Raw genomic sequence first — 17,800 nt, forward strand, 5'->3', positions numbered from 1 at the left:
TCGCCTCTCCTTATTGAGCATCTAAAATATCTTGAGCGATCTGTGGATAACGGTCACGCAACATGGCTACAAACAGCTGACGAATTTCATTCAGGCCCTGAGCATCATTGGCATCAAAGCGCACTGTGAAATACTCACCTGTATTGGATGCTCGAATGATGCCAAAACCATCCTCAAAATCAAGACGTATCCCATCAATTTTACTGATTTGCGCACGAATTCTTTCAGATTGCTGTTCAACAAAGTCTAAAAGTTCAACCGGATGCACATGATGCGTTGCAATATAAAGATCTTCGGTCCCATGCCGTTTCGGATAAGCCGCTAAAGCTTGTGCAAGACTTTGACCAGTTTGATCCAGATATTCCATGACTCTGAGCGCTGCATAGAGTCCATCATCATAGCCCCAGCCACGGCCATCATTAAAGACATAATGCCCGGCATATTCTCCACCAAAAATCGCCTGCTGCTGAGATTGTGCCAGATAAGTTCTCAGAAATGAGCTTCCGGTACGAATCATCACCGGCTCACCGCCCAAACGTTGCACGGTGTCTCGCACCAGGGTTGAACATTTGACATCATAAACAAACTTGCGTGGTGCTGAGTCAGTGAGGCAAATTTCGGCAAACAGGCACAGTAACTGATCCGCCGTGATAATCTGGCCCTGTGCATCAATCAAGACCACGCGATCGCCATCGCCATCCAGGGCAATGCCCAGATCAGCCTGCTGTTGCATGATGCTTTGGCGTAAAGTCTCCAGATGTTTGTCTTGCGAAGGATCTGGTGCATGGTCTGGAAAATGCCCATTGGCATCACAACGCAAAGCCATCACCGCACAACCCATTTTTTGAAGCACCAGATTGGCACAGCGCCCGGCTGAACCATTCAGACCATCCAGAACCACTTTAAATGAGCGCTTCAACTGGATATCTTTTAATATACCATGCTGATATTTTAGACAAAATTCTGGAATAACTTGATGAGTCTGTTCGTCTAGGCAAAGCTGCTGATTGCTATAATGTGGTTTGGCCAGATGAGCCACCTGCTGGATCATCTCTGGGCAAGGCGGCTCACCAGAGACAATCCATTTAATACCATTATCTTCTTTGGGATTGTGACTGGCCGTGACCATGATGCCATTGCCATCAAATTGCCGTGCGGTGAAATACAGCATCGGACTGGAACAACAACCGACAATGGTGGCTTCAATCGAATAAGCTTGAAAAATACGGCGAATGGTTTCTGCAAAAGCCGGACTGCTAAGCCGTGCATCATAGCCAATTGCGACACGTGTCTGTCCCGCAGCCTGATATTGCTGTGCTAAACCGTGAGCAATTGCATCGATAATCCCAGCACCCAGTACACTGACTTTACCGCGTATGTCATAGGCTCGAAAAATGTGCATGGGGAATAGATGATTCATAGATCCCATAAAACTGTTCTTTTCACTAAATATAAGGAGATATAAAATGACTTATTTCATCATCATGACTTTAAACATTTGTTTTTGTTTTAAGACCCGCTACTTTTAAACCATTTCAATGTAACAATCAATTATAAAAATATTACCGTTAACTGAATAATCAGAAAATTTCTGTGATGAAATAGTCCTTATTTAATTATATTTATTTTTAATTTCCCCGGCTAAAATTAAAATAAAGATATAAATTTCAATTTTGAATAACTCTATTTATATAGAAAATAAATTTTTATTTTTAACTCCATTTTAAGCGTCATATTATGTTTAGGATTTACTTTGTTGTATTTAAGAAATGACCTACATCCATTCATTGTTTGCAGGTCATCTTCTCTTTAGTTTTTACCGGTATGGCCAAAGCCACCAGCACCACGCTCAGTGGCTTCAAATTCACTGACCAGATCAAATTCAGCTTGTACTACCGGCACCAGCACATATTGCGCCAAACGTTCACCCGGCTCCAGACTGAAAGCAGTCTGACTACGGTTCCAGACCGATACCATCAATTCACCCTGATAATCTGAATCGATGAGACCTACCAGATTACCCAGCACAATCCCGTGCTTATGACCTAAACCTGAACGTGGCAAGATCAAACCTGCAAAAGCAGGATCTTCGATATAAATCGCCAAGCCTGTTTTCACTAAAACGGTTTGACCCGGTTCAATCACTGTCGTTTCATGGACGCAGGCACGTAAGTCCAATCCTGCTGAACCTGTCGTGGCATAAGTTGGTAATGGCCATTCCTGACCGAGACGCGAGTCAAGGACTTTCACCTGAACTTTCATGTGTTCATTCCTGTTGTTGCATTTAAAATATGTATAAGCGTTGAACTTTATCGTTTGATAAGATTGCGCAAATTATCCAGATAATGCTGCGCCTGTAATTTCGGATCGATATTACCCGCCAGCTTTTTCTTGCGACCTAACCATTCCAGTTCATCTTCCGGTAATTCATCCAGAAAACGGCTTGGAGTCATTTGCTTCATCTGTCCGCCAGCCTTGCGCTGTTCGGCCAAGGTAATGGTCAGACCCTGACGTGCACGGGTAATCCCGACATACATCAGGCGACGTTCCTCTTCAACCGTCTCCGCAGCAATCGAGTTCTTATGCGGCAGAATTTCTTCTTCCAGCCCGATCAGATAGACATAAGGGAACTCAAGCCCCTTAGAAGCATGTAAGGTTAACAAGTTGACTTTGTCAGTATCTTCTTCTTCCTGTTGCTGCTCCAGCATATCCAGCAGCACCATTTTACGAATCACGCTTTCAATATTTTTTTCATCGACATCTTCAGCGCGGTTAATCAGGCTTTGGATGCTGCTGTAAAGCACTTCAATATTGTCGAGCTTGGTTTTTTCCTGTGCCGGCGTGGCTGCAGTTTCCTTGATGTAATCGATATAACCTGCTTCAATCATCATCTGACGGATGATCGGTACCGGTTCATCATCATCAAGTAAATTGCGGGTAAAGCCCTCAATGAAGTCGGCAAACTCTGCCAATTGTGTGGTGGCCTTTTTCGGAATCGCCATGGTCAAACGCTGATCCGCTGCCGCAGCCAGCAGTGACAGGTTATTTTCCTGAGCAAAGAGACCCAGTTTTTCCAGTGTCACCGGCCCAATGGCACGTTTTGGCGTATTGATAATCCGTAGGAAAGCGCTGTCATCTTCAGGGTTAATGATCAGGCGTAAATAACTCATCATGTCCTTGATTTCGGCACGCGCGAAAAAAGATTGACCGCCAGACAATTTATACGGAATCTGCATCTGACGGAGATGGGTTTCTAAAATACGCGCCTGAAAATTGCCGCGATATAATACCGCATAATCTTTCCAGCTTTTCCCATTCATCAATTTATGCGTGATCAGGTCTTTGACCACGCGTTCTGCTTCATCATCATCATTACGGCAAGTAATCACCCGGATCACTTCACCATGGCCTTTGTCTGACCAGAGTTTTTTATCAAAAATATGCGGGTTATTGCCAATCACGGTGTTGGCTGCTTTAAGAATACGACTGGTCGAACGATAGTTCTGTTCCAGTTTAATCACTTTTAAATTCGGGAAATCTTGTTGCAGCAAGGCCATATTTTCCGGTTTAGCCCCACGCCAGGCATAGATGGACTGGTCATCGTCGCCTACGGCGGTGAACTGCCCCATTACGCCAACCAGCAATTTCACCAGAATATACTGTGCAGTGTTGGTGTCCTGATATTCATCGACCAGCAAATAACGCACCCGGTTTTGCCATTTATCCCGTACTTCGGCATTTTCCTGTAGCAGACGTGTCGGCATCACGATCAGGTCATCAAAATCTACGGCATTATAGGCACGCAGATTACGTTCATAAAGCTGATATAAATGCGCAAACTGGACATCTTCGGCAGTTTCACAAGTGGTATGCGCCTGCTCGGGTGGAATCAGATCATTTTTCCAGTCCGAGATCATTTTCATGGCTTTGGCAATCAGTTCTTTGCTTTCTGCACCGGATAAATTGTCACGATGCATCAAATCCATCAGAATACGTTTGCAGTCGTCAGCATCCAGAATCGAAAAATTATTTTTAAGGGGGGTATGTTTCAGCTCCAGACGCAGCATATTCAGGCCAAAGGTATGGAAAGTCGAAACTGAAACGCCTTTACTTTCTTCACGGGTTAACAATTTGCTGACACGCTCTTTCATCTCACGTGCCGCTTTGTTGGTAAAGGTCATTGCAGTAATACGATGCGCAGGAATCCCGCAATGCTTGACAAGATATGCGATTTTTCGCGTGATCACTGAAGTCTTGCCTGAACCCGCTCCTGCAAGTACTAACAAGGGTCCTTGAGTGTATTTCATGGCTTCAAGTTGCTTGTCATTTAACTGACTGGCGAGTGACATATGGCTTCCTCTTCTAGATTCGGCTCCGATTATAGTCATCTCTGCCTCAGTTGCCTAATTTAAAATACGATTAATCAGGTCAATGTTCAGATATAAAAAAACCACCCGAAGGTGGTTTTTTTATATGCGTTTAAAGATTATTGAACAGCATATACCGCGATTTCTACACGACGGTTTTGTTCTTTACCCGCCGCAGTTGTATTGTCTGCGATCGGGTTGGCTGAACCTAAACCTTGAGCATTAATACGTGTACGTGAAACACCTTGACCTGATAAATAAGTTGCTACAGAGTTAGCACGTGCTTGAGACAACGGGATGTTGATTGAGTCATTACCGGTACTGTCTGTATAGCCAGTGACCAAAATACCGCTCTGGTTATCTTCGGTTAATACTTGAGCCACTTTATTCAAAGTGCCATAGAAGTTTGGTTTGATGTTCGATTTGTTGGTATCAAATGTAATGCTACCTGGCATTACAAGGTTAATCGAACCATCTGCATTACGGTTAACATCTACGCCAGTTCCGGCTGTTGCTTGACGTAATTTTTTCTCTTTGTTATCAAGATAAACACCTGCTGCACCACCAACAACAGCACCAATCGCTGCTGCACGGTTGTTTTGACGGCTGGTATTCGCATTACTCTTAGAAACACCGTAACCTGCTGCAGCACCAATTAAAGTACCTAAAGCAGCTTTATCATATTCCACACCACCGAGGTTATTACCAGTTGATTGACAACCTGTAAGTGCTACGGCCCCTGCTACAGCTGCTGAAATTACTAGTGCACGCATCGCATGACTCCTTATTGTATGCTTTGTTGTATAAGCGAAATAATGATTTAAATTGAACGGGATAACCATTGAATTTTTGTTAATAATAAATCGTTTCGCAATATTTTGTAATGTTTATATGTAACTAAAACAATGGACTTCATCACAATATCTTCATAGTTAGGCCTTTAGGCTTTTTTATTTGCCTCACTCTCATTATATTATTCAAAATATGAAAAAATTTAAGCGATTAATCTCTGGGGACTGTTTTGATATGTCATCGAATAGCAATAAACAAGCAACTTTAAAAAAACTTACACGTGGCTTGGCTGTCACCTCAGTGATGACAGGCAGTACTTTTTTTCATGGCCCTCCGGTTCTGGCGCTGGGTTTTACCAAGTTTTTTAAAAAATCTGCAAAAGTTGATGAAACCAATATCAAGATTACCAACAGCTGGTTAGGCGTCAATAACTGGCTGATTGACAATGTGCTCAACAATACCGAATGGCAAATAACAGTAGATGAATCACTTGATTTAAATATGCAGGGCCGTTATTTGATGACCTGTAATCATCAAAGCTGGGTCGATACCACCGTCAATCAGTACTTCGGCTTGACCCGTATGCCGCTGACGCGTTTTTTTACAAAATGGGAACTTATTTTTATTCCTTTTGTCGGTCAAGCCTTTAAAATCTTAGGTTTTCCGATGATGAAACGGCATAGCAAGGAACAGATTGCTAAAAATCCTGCGCTAAAATACCGCGATATGGAAGAAGCACGTAAATCCTGTGAGCAGCTGATCAGTCAGCCCTTTACCCTGTTAAATTATCTGGAAGGCACGCGTTTTACCAAAGACAAACATGATCAGCAGCAGTCTCCTTACAAATACTTACTTAAACCTAAGGCCGGTGGTCTGGCTTTGGCGCTGAGTATTCTCGGCGATAAAATTGATGCGCTGGTCGATATGACCATCGTTTATCCGGACGGTATTCCGGGTTATGGTGAATTTTGGTTAGGTGAAGTGCCACGAATTGCGGTAAATTTAAGAAAAATTGAGATTCCTGACTGGGTACTCGGCGGCAATTATGAAGATGATGCTGAATACCGTGCACGTTTCCAGAAATGGATTGATCAAATCTGGACTGAAAAAGATCAACTAATAGCGCAAATGCAGCAGAACTTTGACCAAAGCGCTGTCTGATTTTTTGCCTGAGTAACTATGAAGAACGACAACCCCGACATCACCTCTAGCTCATTTAAGTTTATTCGTAAAGGCACCTGGGGCTGGAAAGTTGCACTGATTTACGACATTTTTATGATGGTCTTAATCATCATTAATCTATTTTGTCTCAGTGCCAATGCCATTTTAATGAGCGATTTTGGTCAATGGTTGTTTGACTTCATTCGTTTGCCGGAAATTTTGCAGTTTTATAAAAGTGATTTACGCCCTTGGGTCGTTATTACTGAGGGCTGGTTTACCACCTTCTTGATCTGTGAATTACTGGCACGTTGGGGCATTGCCATTGTTCAGCGCCATCATCGGCGCTGGTGGTTTTTTCCATTCGTACATTGGTATGAAATTCTCTCCATTATTCCACAACTGCGCTTTCTGCGTCTGTTACGTGCGGTCGCGATTGGCTATAACTTGCATAGTCACGGTTATAAAGTCATTCCCGAGCGCTGGTATCGTCAAGGCAATTTTTATTACAACATGCTGATGGAAGAGCTTTCCAGCCGTGTGGTGCTGACTGTACTGGACGGTATTAAGCGTGAACTCAGCACCAGTACATCACATAAAAAATTGATTGATGATTTGGTAGAACATCATCGTAAATTACTGGCAGTTGCCTTGGCAGACATCTTGCAGGAATCTTTGGGTAAAGAGTTGCAGGCACAACGTTCCATGATTGCTAAAAATGTCGGGCAAGTGGTCAATCAAGCCATTGAAGACACCCCGGAACTGACCCAGTTATTGCGATTAATTCCACTTGTCGGCAGCCGGATTGAACAACAAATTCAAAGTATTGGCCAACGTCTAGGGGAAAATATCACCCAAGGTCTGATTGATCCCTTTACTCATACCGGCCAAAAAGAAAATCCGACTTTTACCCTAATTTCAGATAAAATCAGCCAGATTCAGATTGAACATAATCCACATATTGATAAGTTGGTCGAATCGGCTGTTTTTGAAACACTTGAAGCGATCCAAAAACAGGTGAAAGTCAAACAGTGGCAACAGATTTTAGAAGAACATGAGCAAAATCAGCGCTCAATAGATAGATAACATTTAAAGTGCAGAACCAGATAAAATCATCCGGTTCTGTTGGCATAAAAAAATAACTGAGATCGCTAGAGAATTACGCCAATTTGTTCTAGGATTTGCACTATTTACAACATTGCTTCGACATAAAACCAGCAAGTCAGAAGTATTTAAGGAAGAATTATGGCTGATATACGGATAAAAGGCAGAATGGTCAATGCAATACGCATTAGCTTAGATACCAATGATCATGATGCCATCCGCCAGCAACTTAGCCCAAAATTACAAGCTGCATTCCCATCTGGCACTTTGGCCGTCATTGAAAGTTCAGTTGAACAGGAACTGATTGCCCTGATTCAGCTGTTAATCGACTTAGATGTACAGCCAATGGCCGTGACTGAGGGTTTACTGGGTGATCAGGCGCGTTCCATTCAGTTCCCGGTTCTGCCACCCGATCGCCAGTTAGAAGAAGTGAAAGCCACGAAAGAACAGGTGGTAGAAGTTAAGCCAGAAGCAGCGACAAGTGATGATCAGGCAGCTGCTGCCCCAATCGTTGCGCATGTGACCTCATATCATGATGAAATTCTGCGGACGGGCCAATGTATTGTGCAGCATAATGGCGACATTATTATCAATGCCGGCATCAACAGTGGTTCAGAACTGATTGCTTCAGGCAATATCCATGTGTATGGCAGCGCACGTGGTCGTGTCATTGCAGGTGTCGGGGGGAATACGGCAGCTCGTATTTTCTGTCACAGCCTTGAAGCAGAACTGATCTCGATTGCGGGAACCTATTGCGTAGCGGATGATATTCCCCCGCATGTCGTTAAGAAATCAGTGCATATTTACTTGAATGATCAACAAGAGCTTGTATTTGAAGCTCTACAATTTTAATGTATAAATAAATACCAAAAACCCCATTTTAAACAGGGGATTTGAACCATAACAGGAGTGGATTCGGTGGCGAAAATTGTTGTCGTAACGTCAGGCAAAGGTGGTGTAGGTAAAACTACAACAAGTGCATCTTTTGCAACAGGTTTAGCCCTACGCGGTCACAAAACTGTTGTGATCGATTTCGATGTAGGTTTACGTAACCTTGATTTGATTATGGGCTGTGAACGCCGTGTAGTTTATGATTTTGTGAATGTTTTAAATAACGAAGCACGATTACAGCAAGCACTGATTCGCGATAAAGATATTGAAAATTTATATATTTTACCTGCATCACAAACACGTGATAAAGATGCCTTAACAGATGAAGGTGTTGCTCGTGTAATGGATGAACTTTCGCAGGAATTTGATTACATTATCTGTGATTCACCTGCCGGTATTGAACGTGGTGCTATTTTGGCCATGTACCATGCTGATGAAGCCATCATTGTCACCAATCCTGAGATTTCATCAGTACGTGACTCTGACCGTATTATTGGCATGCTTGACAGTAAAACTAAAAAAGTAGAACAAAACGAAGGTCGCATTCGTAAGCATCTGTGTATTACCCGTTTCAACCCGGAACGTGCCGATAAACAGGAAATGCTGACGATTGACGATATTTCTAAAGATATTTTACGTGTACCGACCTTGGGCGTTATTCCTGAGTGTCCAAGTGTTTTACAGGCATCGAACGAAGGTAAGCCGGTGATTCTTTTTACTGAGGCTGCAGCAGGTCAGGCTTATGATGACCTCGTAGCACGTTTCCTTGGCGAAGAACGTCCTTACCGTCATATCGAGGTAAAACCTAAGGGCTGGTTAGCACGACTATTTGGAGCGTAGACATGGCAGGATTCTGGAGTAAACTTTTTAGTGGCGAGGATAAACCATCAAGCGCACGGACTGCTAAAGACCGTTTGAAGGTTATCGTTGCTTCCGAACAAGGCTTGGGTCGTCGCTTGAGCCAGGACAAAATTGATCAGATGAAGACAGAAATCATGCAAGTGGTCAATCGCTATGTACGTGGTGTCGATGAGCAGCATATTCAAATGTCGGTACGTTCTGAAGCCAATATTGAAATGCTTGAGATGAATATCAATTTACCTGAAGAACGATAATCTGATTTTTGATTGGTCAAGCAAATTGATTCAAGGCAAAATATGAGGCCGGATTAGTAAAGCACGGCTTTACCCGGCCGCAAGACGAGAAGCTAGGCTTCGAGTGGGCTGGTCGTAAATACTGCTTTACCCAGCCGCAAGACGAGAAGCTAAGCTTCGAGTGGGCTGGTCGTAAATACTGCTTTACCCGGCCGCAAGACGAGAAGCTATGCTTCGAGTGGGCTGGTCGTAAATACTGCTTTACCCGGCCGCAAGACGAGAAGCTAAGCTTTGAGTGGACTGGATCAGTAAATTAAAGCACGGCTTTTAAGGATTTACTCAATCCCAAGACTAGAAACAATGTTTCTAGTAGACAGAGTCAGCTCAAAAGACACTGTCTCTTGCTCATACAAATTTTGCCTTTTTTCATGCCGAAAAAACTACATTAGATCAAGGAAATTGCGATGGCATTATCTCAACCAGCGACCTTTAACGAAGAATGGTCAGATGAACGTGTATTTGCCTACCTGAATCAGCTTCCTCCTGCAGGTGTAAATGCTGACTTTCACGTGCTTTATCATGCTTTCAAGCATATGCGTCCATTTGATTATGAACGCCTGTTGACGAAATTTGTCGCTGATGGCCGTGATGTCAATGCAACCAATCCTGAAGGGCAACGCATTCATGACGTGATTGCCACCTTCCCGCGTCAAAGTGCCGAGTTCTTGGCGGTATTGGCAAAGTTTGCCTGATTTTAGCTACCGTATTAAAAAAGCCTGCAATTGCAGGCTTTTTTATGGTTCAGTATAAAGAAACTTAAACTAGAATCTCGCGTTTACCATTGGCCCCCATGCCACTGACAATACCATTCTCTTCCATCTGGTCAATGATCCGCGCAGCACGGTTATACCCCAGACTAAATTTACGCTGTAGCGAAGACGTTGAAGCCTTACGGGTTTCGAGTACAAATGCTACGCACTGATCATACAGTGCATCTCGATCTGGGCCACCCTCTCCACCCTCTTCAAAACCGCGATTTGATGGTTCCTCATCATACGGCGTCAGGATTTCATCGACATAATTGGGCGCACCACGTTCACGCCATGCATCACAAATCCGGTTCACTTCATCATCGGCAATAAAGGCACCATGCACACGCTCAGGCTCAATTTTACCAGGCCCCAGGAAGAGCATATCACCATGACCGAGCAAGTCTTCTGCACCGCCTGCATCCAGAATAGTACGTGAATCAATTTTTGAGTTGACACGCAGTGCTACACGGGTCGGAATATTGGCTTTGATTAAACCGGTGATCACATCCACCGATGGACGCTGAGTGGCAAGCAGCAAGTAAATACCGGCCGCACGGGATTTTTGTGCCAGACGCGTAATCATTTCTTCAGCTTTTTTACCGACCTGCATGATCATGTCAGCAAATTCATCCGCGACAATCACAATCGAAGGCAACGGCGTTAAACGCGGTGCACGCTCACCCACCACTGAATCGCTGGCCTTCCAGGTTGGATCGATCAGGTCTTCACCATTGGCAATCGCTTCTTCGACCTTGCGGTTATAGTCACTGAGTTTACGAATTTTCAGGAAAGACATCAGTTTATAGCGACGTTCCATTTCATTGACACACCAATTTAATGCGTTGACTGCATCTTTCATATCGGTGACGACTGGCGTCAATAAATGTGGAATATCATTATAGTTGGCCAGTTCCAGCTGCTTTGGATCGATCAGAATCAAACGCAACTGTTCAGGGCTGTATTTGAGCAACATCGATAGAATCATCGAGTTGACTGCCACCGACTTACCTGAACCCGTGGTACCCGCCACCAGCATATGCGGTGCCTTGCCCAAGTCAGCAATTACCGGATTACCGGAAATATCCTTACCCATTGCCATCGAAAGAATGCTGTTCGGATCAGTGAAGGCTGGAATGGTCAGAAGCTCGATCAAACGTACCATTTCACGGCTGCTATTTGGCACTTCAATCCCGATATACGGTTTACCGGGAATCACTTCAACCACACGTACCGATGCCATCGACATCGAGCGTGCCAAATCTCGGGAAATATTAGTGACTTTAGAGGCCTTCACACCCGGCGCCAGATCCAGTTCAAAACGTGTCACCACTGGGCCCGGCTGTGCTTCAACCACCTTGGCTTTGACATTGAATTCCTGCAGCTTGATTTCAAGCAGTTCAGATAAACGCGACAATTGTTCTTCAGTGAAATTCACTTTTTTATTCGGATCGACTTCATCCAGCAGGTCCAGACCCGGAAGAGGCGATAAATCTTTACGGCGCTCAGCCACCTGCATCGCACGTGACATCGGACGGCCTGAAGCATCAGTTAAAGGTGCATCAAAATCAAACTCGTCTTCATCTTGTGGTTTTCCAGCCGTTTCTTGCCAGGCTTCTACAAATTCTTCTTTAGATAAAGCCTCGCGTACTGCGGCATGAGTTGCAGAAGAATCAGATACCGGTTGTGCTATAACTTGATGCTGAATCGGGGCCTGTACAAAAGCAGAAGATTGCGCATAGCTAGAGGCACGTATAGTTTGTTTTGGCTCATCCTCTTCAATCAGCAAATCACCCAGGTCATCCAGATCGGCTTGCAATGCACTATTTTTGACTACATGTGCTGTTGCGACAGATGCCAGAACCGGCGCCGCGCTTGTAACTTCTTCGGCAAAGCTCTGGGGTTTTGCAGCAGGCGCAGCATTAAATGGACTATGCACATCTGTCGCCGTTTTTCCTTGTGGAACGGCAGCCAGAAGTTCATCAAAGATTTCATCATCATCCCAGTCCAGCCCAGTATGCGTAGCAGGCGCTGTTCTGGCTTGAACATGTTGAGACGGCGCAGCTTGAGAAACCGCCAAGTGTGAGGCTGGAGCACTATGCTGCTCTTCTTCGGCAGCTTTAAGTAATGCATCAATATCCTGTTTATGGCGCTGATCTTCACTGGAATGTAAGGCACGCCATACTTCGCCTGTTGCCACGACGCGGTCTGGCTGTTGCGGCACTTGCGGTGCTTGCTTCAATGTCTCGACTGGCTCAGAAGCCTGCTGTACAGCCTCAGGAATATCGTCATGTAACTGTGGCTGCTGCGATTCTTTATCAGCAAAATCATCAAATAAGCGTTCAGCAACCTGATCACGCACTACCGGATCGATGTCTACCAGTTCATGCTCAGGTGCAGGGGTTACTGCGACCATTTTCTTCGCAGCATTCACTGGCTCTTTTTTAATCACAGGCGCAGTCCGGTCAAAATCGGACATACCTTCAGGGATATTGCGATAGAACAGATCCTGTAAATAAGCCGGTGTTGCTTTGAGACTGCTCCAGGTCTTGTTCCACTTCACCCCAAAGGCCAGTGTAAATAACATCACCCAAAATACCAACAGGAAGAATGCAGCACCATATACCGTCAGCAACTGTTCTAAACTCTGGCCTAATTCATAGCCAATAATACCGCCGGAAGAGTTATCCAGCGTATCGGCAGGCACTTGCCAGAATAAAAACAGCAGTGCTGACGTGGTCAATAACAGGAAGAATTGCGCAGCATAGCGGAATGGCCGGTTCAGGAAGCTACGTGGCCACCAGACCTGAACCGCTTCCATAAACAGATAGACAGGAATCAGCAGGCTTGCCCAACCGAGAAAGCCAAACAAAAGGTCTGCAATCCAGGCACCCGCAACCCCACTGGCATTCGAAACGGTCTGCGTATCACTAGAGATATGCATCCATCCCGGATCAAATGGCGTATAGGTCACTGTTGCAAGAAACAGATAAATCCCAAATGAGACTAAAAATAATGTCATTACTAAGCGCTGTGCATAGGCACTCGACACCGCTGTCATATACTGTCCTGTAACCAATTCTTCATGAATATTCTTTTGCTTCAATGCTTGAAAAAAGCGACGCAATAAAAGGCATATTATGCACCTGTTCTGTGAAAAAAGATGCACTATTGTGCAAGCACACTGTGTACTTATTATATATAGCCCAAATCGATTTCAATGATCAATAATATCGACTTTAATCTCACCCCACTGTTATACAGTTTCACGTATAATTCAATAAATTTCTAAATAAAAAAGGATACAGCTGATGAGCGCACGTCACTCACGACTGATTATTTTAGGTTCTGGCCCCGCAGGCTACAGCGCAGCAGTCTATGCAGCGCGTGCAAACCTAAAACCAACCCTCATTGCCGGTTTGCAACTGGGCGGCCAATTGACCACGACCACGGACGTGGATAACTGGCCCGGTGATCCTGAAGGCTTAACCGGTCCAGCATTGATGGAGCGTATGCAGGCGCATGCAGAGCGCTTTGGCACTGAAATCGTGTATGACCATATCAATGAAGTAGATCTAAACCAGCGCCCTTTCGTATTGAAAGGCGATATGGACGAATTTACCTGTGATGCTTTAATCATCTGTACCGGTGCAACAGCTCAATATTTAGGTCTTGAATCTGAAGCTGCCTTTATGGGTCAAGGCGTCAGCGCTTGCGCCACTTGTGATGGTTTCTTCTACAAAAACCAGAAAGTCATGGTTGTGGGTGGTGGTAACACCGCTGTTGAAGAAGCCTTATACTTATCCAATATCGCTTCGCATGTGACTCTGGTTCATCGCCGTGATTCATTACGTTCTGAAAAAATCTTGCAAGATCATTTATTTGCTAAAGAAAAAGAAGGCAAGATCAGCATTATCTGGAACCATCAGGTGGATGAAGTTTTAGGGGATGCACAATCTGGTGTGACCTCGGTACGTATCAAGTCGACCCAGGATGACTCTACTCAAAACGTCGATGTAACGGGTATGTTTGTTGCCATTGGCCATAAGCCAAACAGTTCAATGTTTGACGGTCAGTTGCAGCTGCGCGACGGTTATATTCAGGTGCAAAGTGGTACTGCGGGTAATGCAACCCAAACTTCGGTACCGGGCGTATTTGCTGCGGGCGATATTGCTGACAGCATTTACCGTCAGGCCATTACTTCTGCGGGTTCAGGCTGTATGGCTGCACTCGATGCAGAAAAATATCTTGATGCGATGGGCAAACTAGACTAAGCAGCAAGAATAAAAATGCCGTCCATTATGGGCGGCTTTTTTATTGCTAGAATTAGCTTATGATTCATCTATAGTTTTATTTCAGGTTTGCCATGCATCTACTTCCTCCCTCACAATTTATCTTCCCTGACCCGATGCAGGTTGACCCTGAAGGCGAAGGACTGATTTGTATTGGTGCTGACCTCTCCCCTTCCACACTTTTTGAAGCCTATACCCATGGCTTATTTCCCTGGTTTTCTGAGGGAGAACCTATTTGCTGGTGGAGTCCGGAACCGCGCTGCATTATTCGGCCCCATGATTATCATCCAAGTAAATCCCTGATCCGCAATATGAAAAAATGGGATTATCAAATCACGGTCAATCATGCTTTTGAAAGGGTGATTCGTTCCTGCTCATTGCCGCGTGCTTATGCAGAAGATACCTGGATCAGTGAAGATATTATCGCAGGATACTGCGACATGTTCGATGCCGGATATGGCTATAGTATTGAGATCTGGGATGAAAATCGCATTGTAGGTGGGCTTTATGGTGTGACGATTGGACAGGGTTGTTTTGGTGAGTCCATGTTTAGTACACAGACCGATGTTTCTAAAATGGCTTTTTATACTTTAATGCTGATTGGACAGGAAAATAAGCTGCCCTGGATTGACTGCCAGTTGGTCAATGACCATCTTTTAAGCCTCGGCGCCTGTACACTTTCTCGCCAAGACTATCTTAATTCGTTACAAGATGTTGTAAAACAGCCTGCTATCGATTGGAAAAAGTATCAAGAGGGTGTATTTTCAAGTAAAACAATAGCGCAAAACGCGCGACTCAGTGAATGAAAATAACAGAGGGTACTTGTTATGAACTCTTATCAGCCAAAGTCCCTACTGAACGATTTACAGTATTATATTACGCCGCCGCACGATTGCAGCTACTTGCCCAACAAGTCGGCACGTATGGTTTTTCTGGATCCTGCGCATCGCATTGATGTGCTGACCCTGTCAGAACTGTCGCGCACCGGTTTCCGCCGCAGTGGCGATTTTGTTTATCGTCCGGAATGTCATCTGTGTCGTCAATGCTTATCTTCACGCGTGCCAGTGGCTGAATTTTCCATGAACAGTTCACAAAAAAAAGCCTGGAAACGCAATCAGGATCTTCGGGTGAAAATTACCAGTCCAGAGCAGGCCGGTGATACGCATTATGCGCTGTATGAACGCTATATCAATGAACGCCACGCAGATGGTGACATGTTCCCTCCGAGTCGCGATCAGTTCGAAAAGTTTTTATTGCAAAGTTGTACGGACAGCTTCTTTTTAGAATTATGGCTGGATGATCGCTTGATCAGTGTTTCCACCTGCGACTTGCTGGATGATGGCATCTCGGCTGTATATACCTTCTTCGATCCGGATGAAAATCGCCGCTCTCTCGGTGCATTTGCAATCTTGAAACAGATTGAACATGCGCAAAAACTTGGCTTGCAATTCATCTACCTCGGTTATTGGGTGCCACATTCCAACAAGATGAATTATAAATCTCAGTATCTGCCGCTAGAACTCTTGATTGATGGTCAATGGCGACGTTTAAACCGTGCGCTGAGTGAGCTGGAGATTCAGCACCTGGGAAACTCATTGATGACGACCTTACCCAGCGGATGGAATCACCAGATTATTAAATAAGGTCGTCAGTTTCTATTTGAACAGGCTAGCAAAGTCATCCGTACATGCCTTGACCATAATGATGGCATGTTCGCGTGTTCCGTTTGAACCCGGATAATAATTTTTGCGTAAATCAATCTGATGAAAGCCTGACTTCTCATAAAGCTTGATGGCAGCAATATTAGTTTCGCGCACTTCCAGGAAAATCTGCACCGGATTATTTTTCAGCATGGCGACTGAGGCATCCAATAATTGATAACCCAAGCCCTGACCTTGCTGGGCCGGATCAATTGCCATAAGCAGTAAATTGGCTTCATCCAGCACCGGTTGTAAAATACAAAATCCCAGCACCTGCCCTTGCTGCTCGATCACGGTACTTTGATAAGCAGTCACCGCATCTTCAAACTGTTTTAAAGTCCAGGGATGTGATTGAACAGATTTTTCAATCTTTGCAACGGCTGCTACATCCGCTGCTTGCATTAAACGAATCATCTTCGTTCATCTTATATAGAATTAACTTCCGCATTATAGAAACTTCATCCAAAAAATCGAGTAAAAAAAAGAGCAATTTCAATCGCTCTTTAATTTTCAGTCCTATTCAAGTCCGAGTTTGGCTTTCCAGACTGTTAACAGGCCATGTGTATCATGAGCATTTGGATGAAAGCCAGGTTTAAAGTACATTAACATTTCACGACCCATGCCCGTAATTACCCCTTTTGATGGGCTATACGCGTAGGTATATATCGATTTCAGCGATTCCAAATTCAATTGATTGTCCTGCTTGAGTAAACGTGCCAGAAAATAGCTTTGTACAACAGCTAAGGTTGCCATCGAAATGACCAAAGATGAGGTCCGTAGCGCATAGGCTTTTAAACCGTTACCAAAGACAGCTTCAAACACATCATAGGCCACCGCTTTATGTTCATTTTCTTCAATCGCATGCCACATCCACATATTTTTCATGGTTTTATCAGTCATCAGTTCCTGGATATGAGCGTTACTTAACAGCTGCGTTGCGATGGTCGCGGTAAAATGTTCCAGTGCTGTGGTTGCAGTCAAATCCACCATTTCTTGGCTAATACCAACTGGCTTCAGCAGTTTGGCCATGACTTTACGCGTGGTCTGAATCACCTGATCGGTATAATGATCCAGTGTCTCGACATCATGTCCATAGCGCTGTGCGGAGGCATTAAAACCGACATGTTCATGCGTGTGCATAGCTTCTTGACCAATAAAGGCAGAAATTTCTTTTTGCAATTCTGCATTATCTTTGATCGCTGGATGCTGACGCACGGCCCGAACGCTATCGATAAAGAACTTTTCACCTGCCGGAAACAGTGCAGATAAGGCGGTCATAAAATGCGTTAAACCGGCTGATCCATGCATCCAGTATTCCGGGACATGATCAAAATCAAAATTCATACGACGAACAGGAAAGCTTGCACCAGCACGCTCTGAAATTTTTACTTTTACGTTCATTGTAGGCTCCTTTCAAGCACAGCTGCCTGAATCTATTATTCGTTTTATTGAGCCTAGTTTTATTGATTTTTATCGTATAAATAAGTGCAGTTTAGGTCATCGCACTATCAGTTAAGGACACTCATGAGTGATTGTCTGACAAAAATCCAGACAAAAAAAACGCCTCAAAGAGGCGCTTTTTTTACACAATCA

Annotated in this window: 16 protein-coding genes; 9 read left to right on the forward strand and 7 right to left on the reverse strand. The window is 44.3% G+C overall.

Translation table 11 applies throughout. The features are described from left to right. Positions 1–10: 10 nt before the first annotated feature. The 4 genes from FTU42_RS09690 to FTU42_RS09705 form a co-directional block, all read right to left on the reverse strand. Positions 11–1,429: a phosphomannomutase/phosphoglucomutase gene (locus FTU42_RS09690; RefSeq protein ID WP_034608695.1), complete on the reverse strand. Its 1,419-nt coding sequence runs from the start codon at positions 1,427–1,429 to the stop codon at positions 11–13. 380 nt (positions 1,430–1,809) lie between these two features. Then, the gene (dut, locus tag FTU42_RS09695) at positions 1,810–2,262 is read right to left on the reverse strand and encodes a dUTP diphosphatase (protein WP_005172331.1); all 453 of its coding nucleotides are present in this window, start codon (positions 2,260–2,262) and stop codon (positions 1,810–1,812) included. Positions 2,263–2,309: 47 nt separating this feature from the next. After that, on the reverse strand, positions 2,310–4,349 hold the full coding sequence (locus FTU42_RS09700; RefSeq protein ID WP_005096042.1) for a UvrD-helicase domain-containing protein: 2,040 nt from the start codon (positions 4,347–4,349) through the stop codon (positions 2,310–2,312). 137 nt (positions 4,350–4,486) lie between these two features. Next, positions 4,487–5,140, reverse strand: a complete 654-nt coding sequence (locus FTU42_RS09705; RefSeq protein ID WP_074384135.1) for an OmpA family protein — start codon at positions 5,138–5,140, stop codon at positions 4,487–4,489. A gap of 253 nt (positions 5,141–5,393) precedes the next feature. Here FTU42_RS09705 and FTU42_RS09710 point away from each other — a divergent pair, with 253 nt between their 5' ends. The 6 genes from FTU42_RS09710 to FTU42_RS09735 all read left to right on the forward strand — a co-directional run bounded on the left by FTU42_RS09710 (position 5,394) and on the right by FTU42_RS09735 (position 10,158). Next, the gene (locus FTU42_RS09710; RefSeq protein ID WP_074384134.1) at positions 5,394–6,320 is read left to right on the forward strand and encodes an acyltransferase; all 927 of its coding nucleotides are present in this window, start codon (positions 5,394–5,396) and stop codon (positions 6,318–6,320) included. A gap of 18 nt (positions 6,321–6,338) precedes the next feature. Beyond that, a complete protein-coding gene (locus FTU42_RS09715) occupies positions 6,339–7,403 on the forward strand; it encodes a hypothetical protein (protein WP_005172337.1) in 1,065 nt (354 codons plus the stop codon). Positions 7,404–7,562: 159 nt separating this feature from the next. Continuing rightward, positions 7,563–8,273, forward strand: a complete 711-nt coding sequence (gene minC / locus FTU42_RS09720; protein WP_005096035.1) for a septum site-determining protein MinC — start codon at positions 7,563–7,565, stop codon at positions 8,271–8,273. A gap of 66 nt (positions 8,274–8,339) precedes the next feature. After that, positions 8,340–9,152, forward strand: coding sequence for a septum site-determining protein MinD (gene minD / locus FTU42_RS09725; RefSeq protein ID WP_005096033.1), 813 nt, complete (start codon positions 8,340–8,342; stop codon positions 9,150–9,152). Positions 9,153–9,154: 2 nt separating this feature from the next. Continuing rightward, positions 9,155–9,427 (forward strand): cell division topological specificity factor MinE, encoded by a 273-nt coding sequence (gene minE / locus FTU42_RS09730; protein ID WP_005096032.1) that lies wholly within the window; start codon positions 9,155–9,157, stop codon positions 9,425–9,427. Positions 9,428–9,870: 443 nt separating this feature from the next. Further along, positions 9,871–10,158 carry a PA4642 family protein gene (locus tag FTU42_RS09735; RefSeq protein ID WP_005096030.1) on the forward strand — a complete coding sequence of 96 codons (288 nt, stop codon included), beginning with the start codon at positions 9,871–9,873 and terminating at the stop codon, positions 10,156–10,158. 64 nt (positions 10,159–10,222) lie between these two features. Here FTU42_RS09735 and FTU42_RS09740 read toward each other — a convergent pair whose 3' ends face one another. Continuing rightward, the gene (locus tag FTU42_RS09740; protein ID WP_180083330.1) at positions 10,223–13,276 is read right to left on the reverse strand and encodes a DNA translocase FtsK; all 3,054 of its coding nucleotides are present in this window, start codon (positions 13,274–13,276) and stop codon (positions 10,223–10,225) included. A gap of 250 nt (positions 13,277–13,526) precedes the next feature. Here FTU42_RS09740 and trxB point away from each other — a divergent pair, with 250 nt between their 5' ends. The 3 genes from trxB (at position 13,527) to FTU42_RS09755 (ending at position 16,150) form a co-directional block, all read left to right on the forward strand. Continuing rightward, positions 13,527–14,489 (forward strand): thioredoxin-disulfide reductase, encoded by a 963-nt coding sequence (gene trxB / locus FTU42_RS09745; RefSeq protein WP_005172342.1) that lies wholly within the window; start codon positions 13,527–13,529, stop codon positions 14,487–14,489. A gap of 92 nt (positions 14,490–14,581) precedes the next feature. Beyond that, the gene (gene aat / locus FTU42_RS09750) at positions 14,582–15,313 is read left to right on the forward strand and encodes a leucyl/phenylalanyl-tRNA--protein transferase (RefSeq protein ID WP_005172344.1); all 732 of its coding nucleotides are present in this window, start codon (positions 14,582–14,584) and stop codon (positions 15,311–15,313) included. A 21-nt stretch (positions 15,314–15,334) separates the two neighbouring features. After that, entirely contained in the window at positions 15,335–16,150 is an 816-nt protein-coding gene (locus FTU42_RS09755; RefSeq protein WP_005096022.1) for an arginyltransferase, read from the forward strand. A gap of 12 nt (positions 16,151–16,162) precedes the next feature. Here FTU42_RS09755 and rimI read toward each other — a convergent pair whose 3' ends face one another. Together rimI and FTU42_RS09765 are read right to left on the reverse strand one after the other, a co-directional pair. Beyond that, entirely contained in the window at positions 16,163–16,621 is a 459-nt protein-coding gene (gene rimI / locus FTU42_RS09760) for a ribosomal protein S18-alanine N-acetyltransferase (RefSeq protein WP_005096020.1), read from the reverse strand. Positions 16,622–16,723: 102 nt separating this feature from the next. Next, complete coding sequence (locus FTU42_RS09765) at positions 16,724–17,608, reverse strand: metal-dependent hydrolase (RefSeq protein ID WP_005096018.1); 885 nt, start codon at positions 17,606–17,608, stop codon at positions 16,724–16,726. Positions 17,609–17,800: the final 192 nt, after the last annotated feature.

It is taken from the genome of Acinetobacter sp. YH12102 (assembly GCF_013419125.1).
In the GTDB taxonomy this organism is placed as follows: Bacteria; Pseudomonadota; Gammaproteobacteria; order Pseudomonadales; family Moraxellaceae; genus Acinetobacter; species Acinetobacter pseudolwoffii.

Coding starts and splice junctions, on each gene's coding strand:
- FTU42_RS09690 (WP_034608695.1), bottom strand. CDS start 1,429: ATGGGATCTATGAATCATCTATTCCCCATGCACATTTTTCGAGCCTAT.
- dut (WP_005172331.1), bottom strand. CDS start 2,262: ATGAAAGTTCAGGTGAAAGTCCTTGACTCGCGTCTCGGTCAGGAATGG.
- FTU42_RS09700 (WP_005096042.1), bottom strand. CDS start 4,349: ATGTCACTCGCCAGTCAGTTAAATGACAAGCAACTTGAAGCCATGAAA.
- FTU42_RS09705 (WP_074384135.1), bottom strand. CDS start 5,140: ATGCGTGCACTAGTAATTTCAGCAGCTGTAGCAGGGGCCGTAGCACTT.
- FTU42_RS09710 (WP_074384134.1), top strand. CDS start 5,394: ATGTCATCGAATAGCAATAAACAAGCAACTTTAAAAAAACTTACACGT.
- FTU42_RS09715 (WP_005172337.1), top strand. CDS start 6,339: ATGAAGAACGACAACCCCGACATCACCTCTAGCTCATTTAAGTTTATT.
- minC (WP_005096035.1), top strand. CDS start 7,563: ATGGCTGATATACGGATAAAAGGCAGAATGGTCAATGCAATACGCATT.
- minE (WP_005096032.1), top strand. CDS start 9,155: ATGGCAGGATTCTGGAGTAAACTTTTTAGTGGCGAGGATAAACCATCA.
- FTU42_RS09735 (WP_005096030.1), top strand. CDS start 9,871: ATGGCATTATCTCAACCAGCGACCTTTAACGAAGAATGGTCAGATGAA.
- FTU42_RS09740 (WP_180083330.1), bottom strand. CDS start 13,276: ATGACAGCGGTGTCGAGTGCCTATGCACAGCGCTTAGTAATGACATTA.
- trxB (WP_005172342.1), top strand. CDS start 13,527: ATGAGCGCACGTCACTCACGACTGATTATTTTAGGTTCTGGCCCCGCA.
- aat (WP_005172344.1), top strand. CDS start 14,582: ATGCATCTACTTCCTCCCTCACAATTTATCTTCCCTGACCCGATGCAG.
- FTU42_RS09755 (WP_005096022.1), top strand. CDS start 15,335: ATGAACTCTTATCAGCCAAAGTCCCTACTGAACGATTTACAGTATTAT.
- rimI (WP_005096020.1), bottom strand. CDS start 16,621: ATGATTCGTTTAATGCAAGCAGCGGATGTAGCAGCCGTTGCAAAGATT.
- FTU42_RS09765 (WP_005096018.1), bottom strand. CDS start 17,608: ATGAACGTAAAAGTAAAAATTTCAGAGCGTGCTGGTGCAAGCTTTCCT.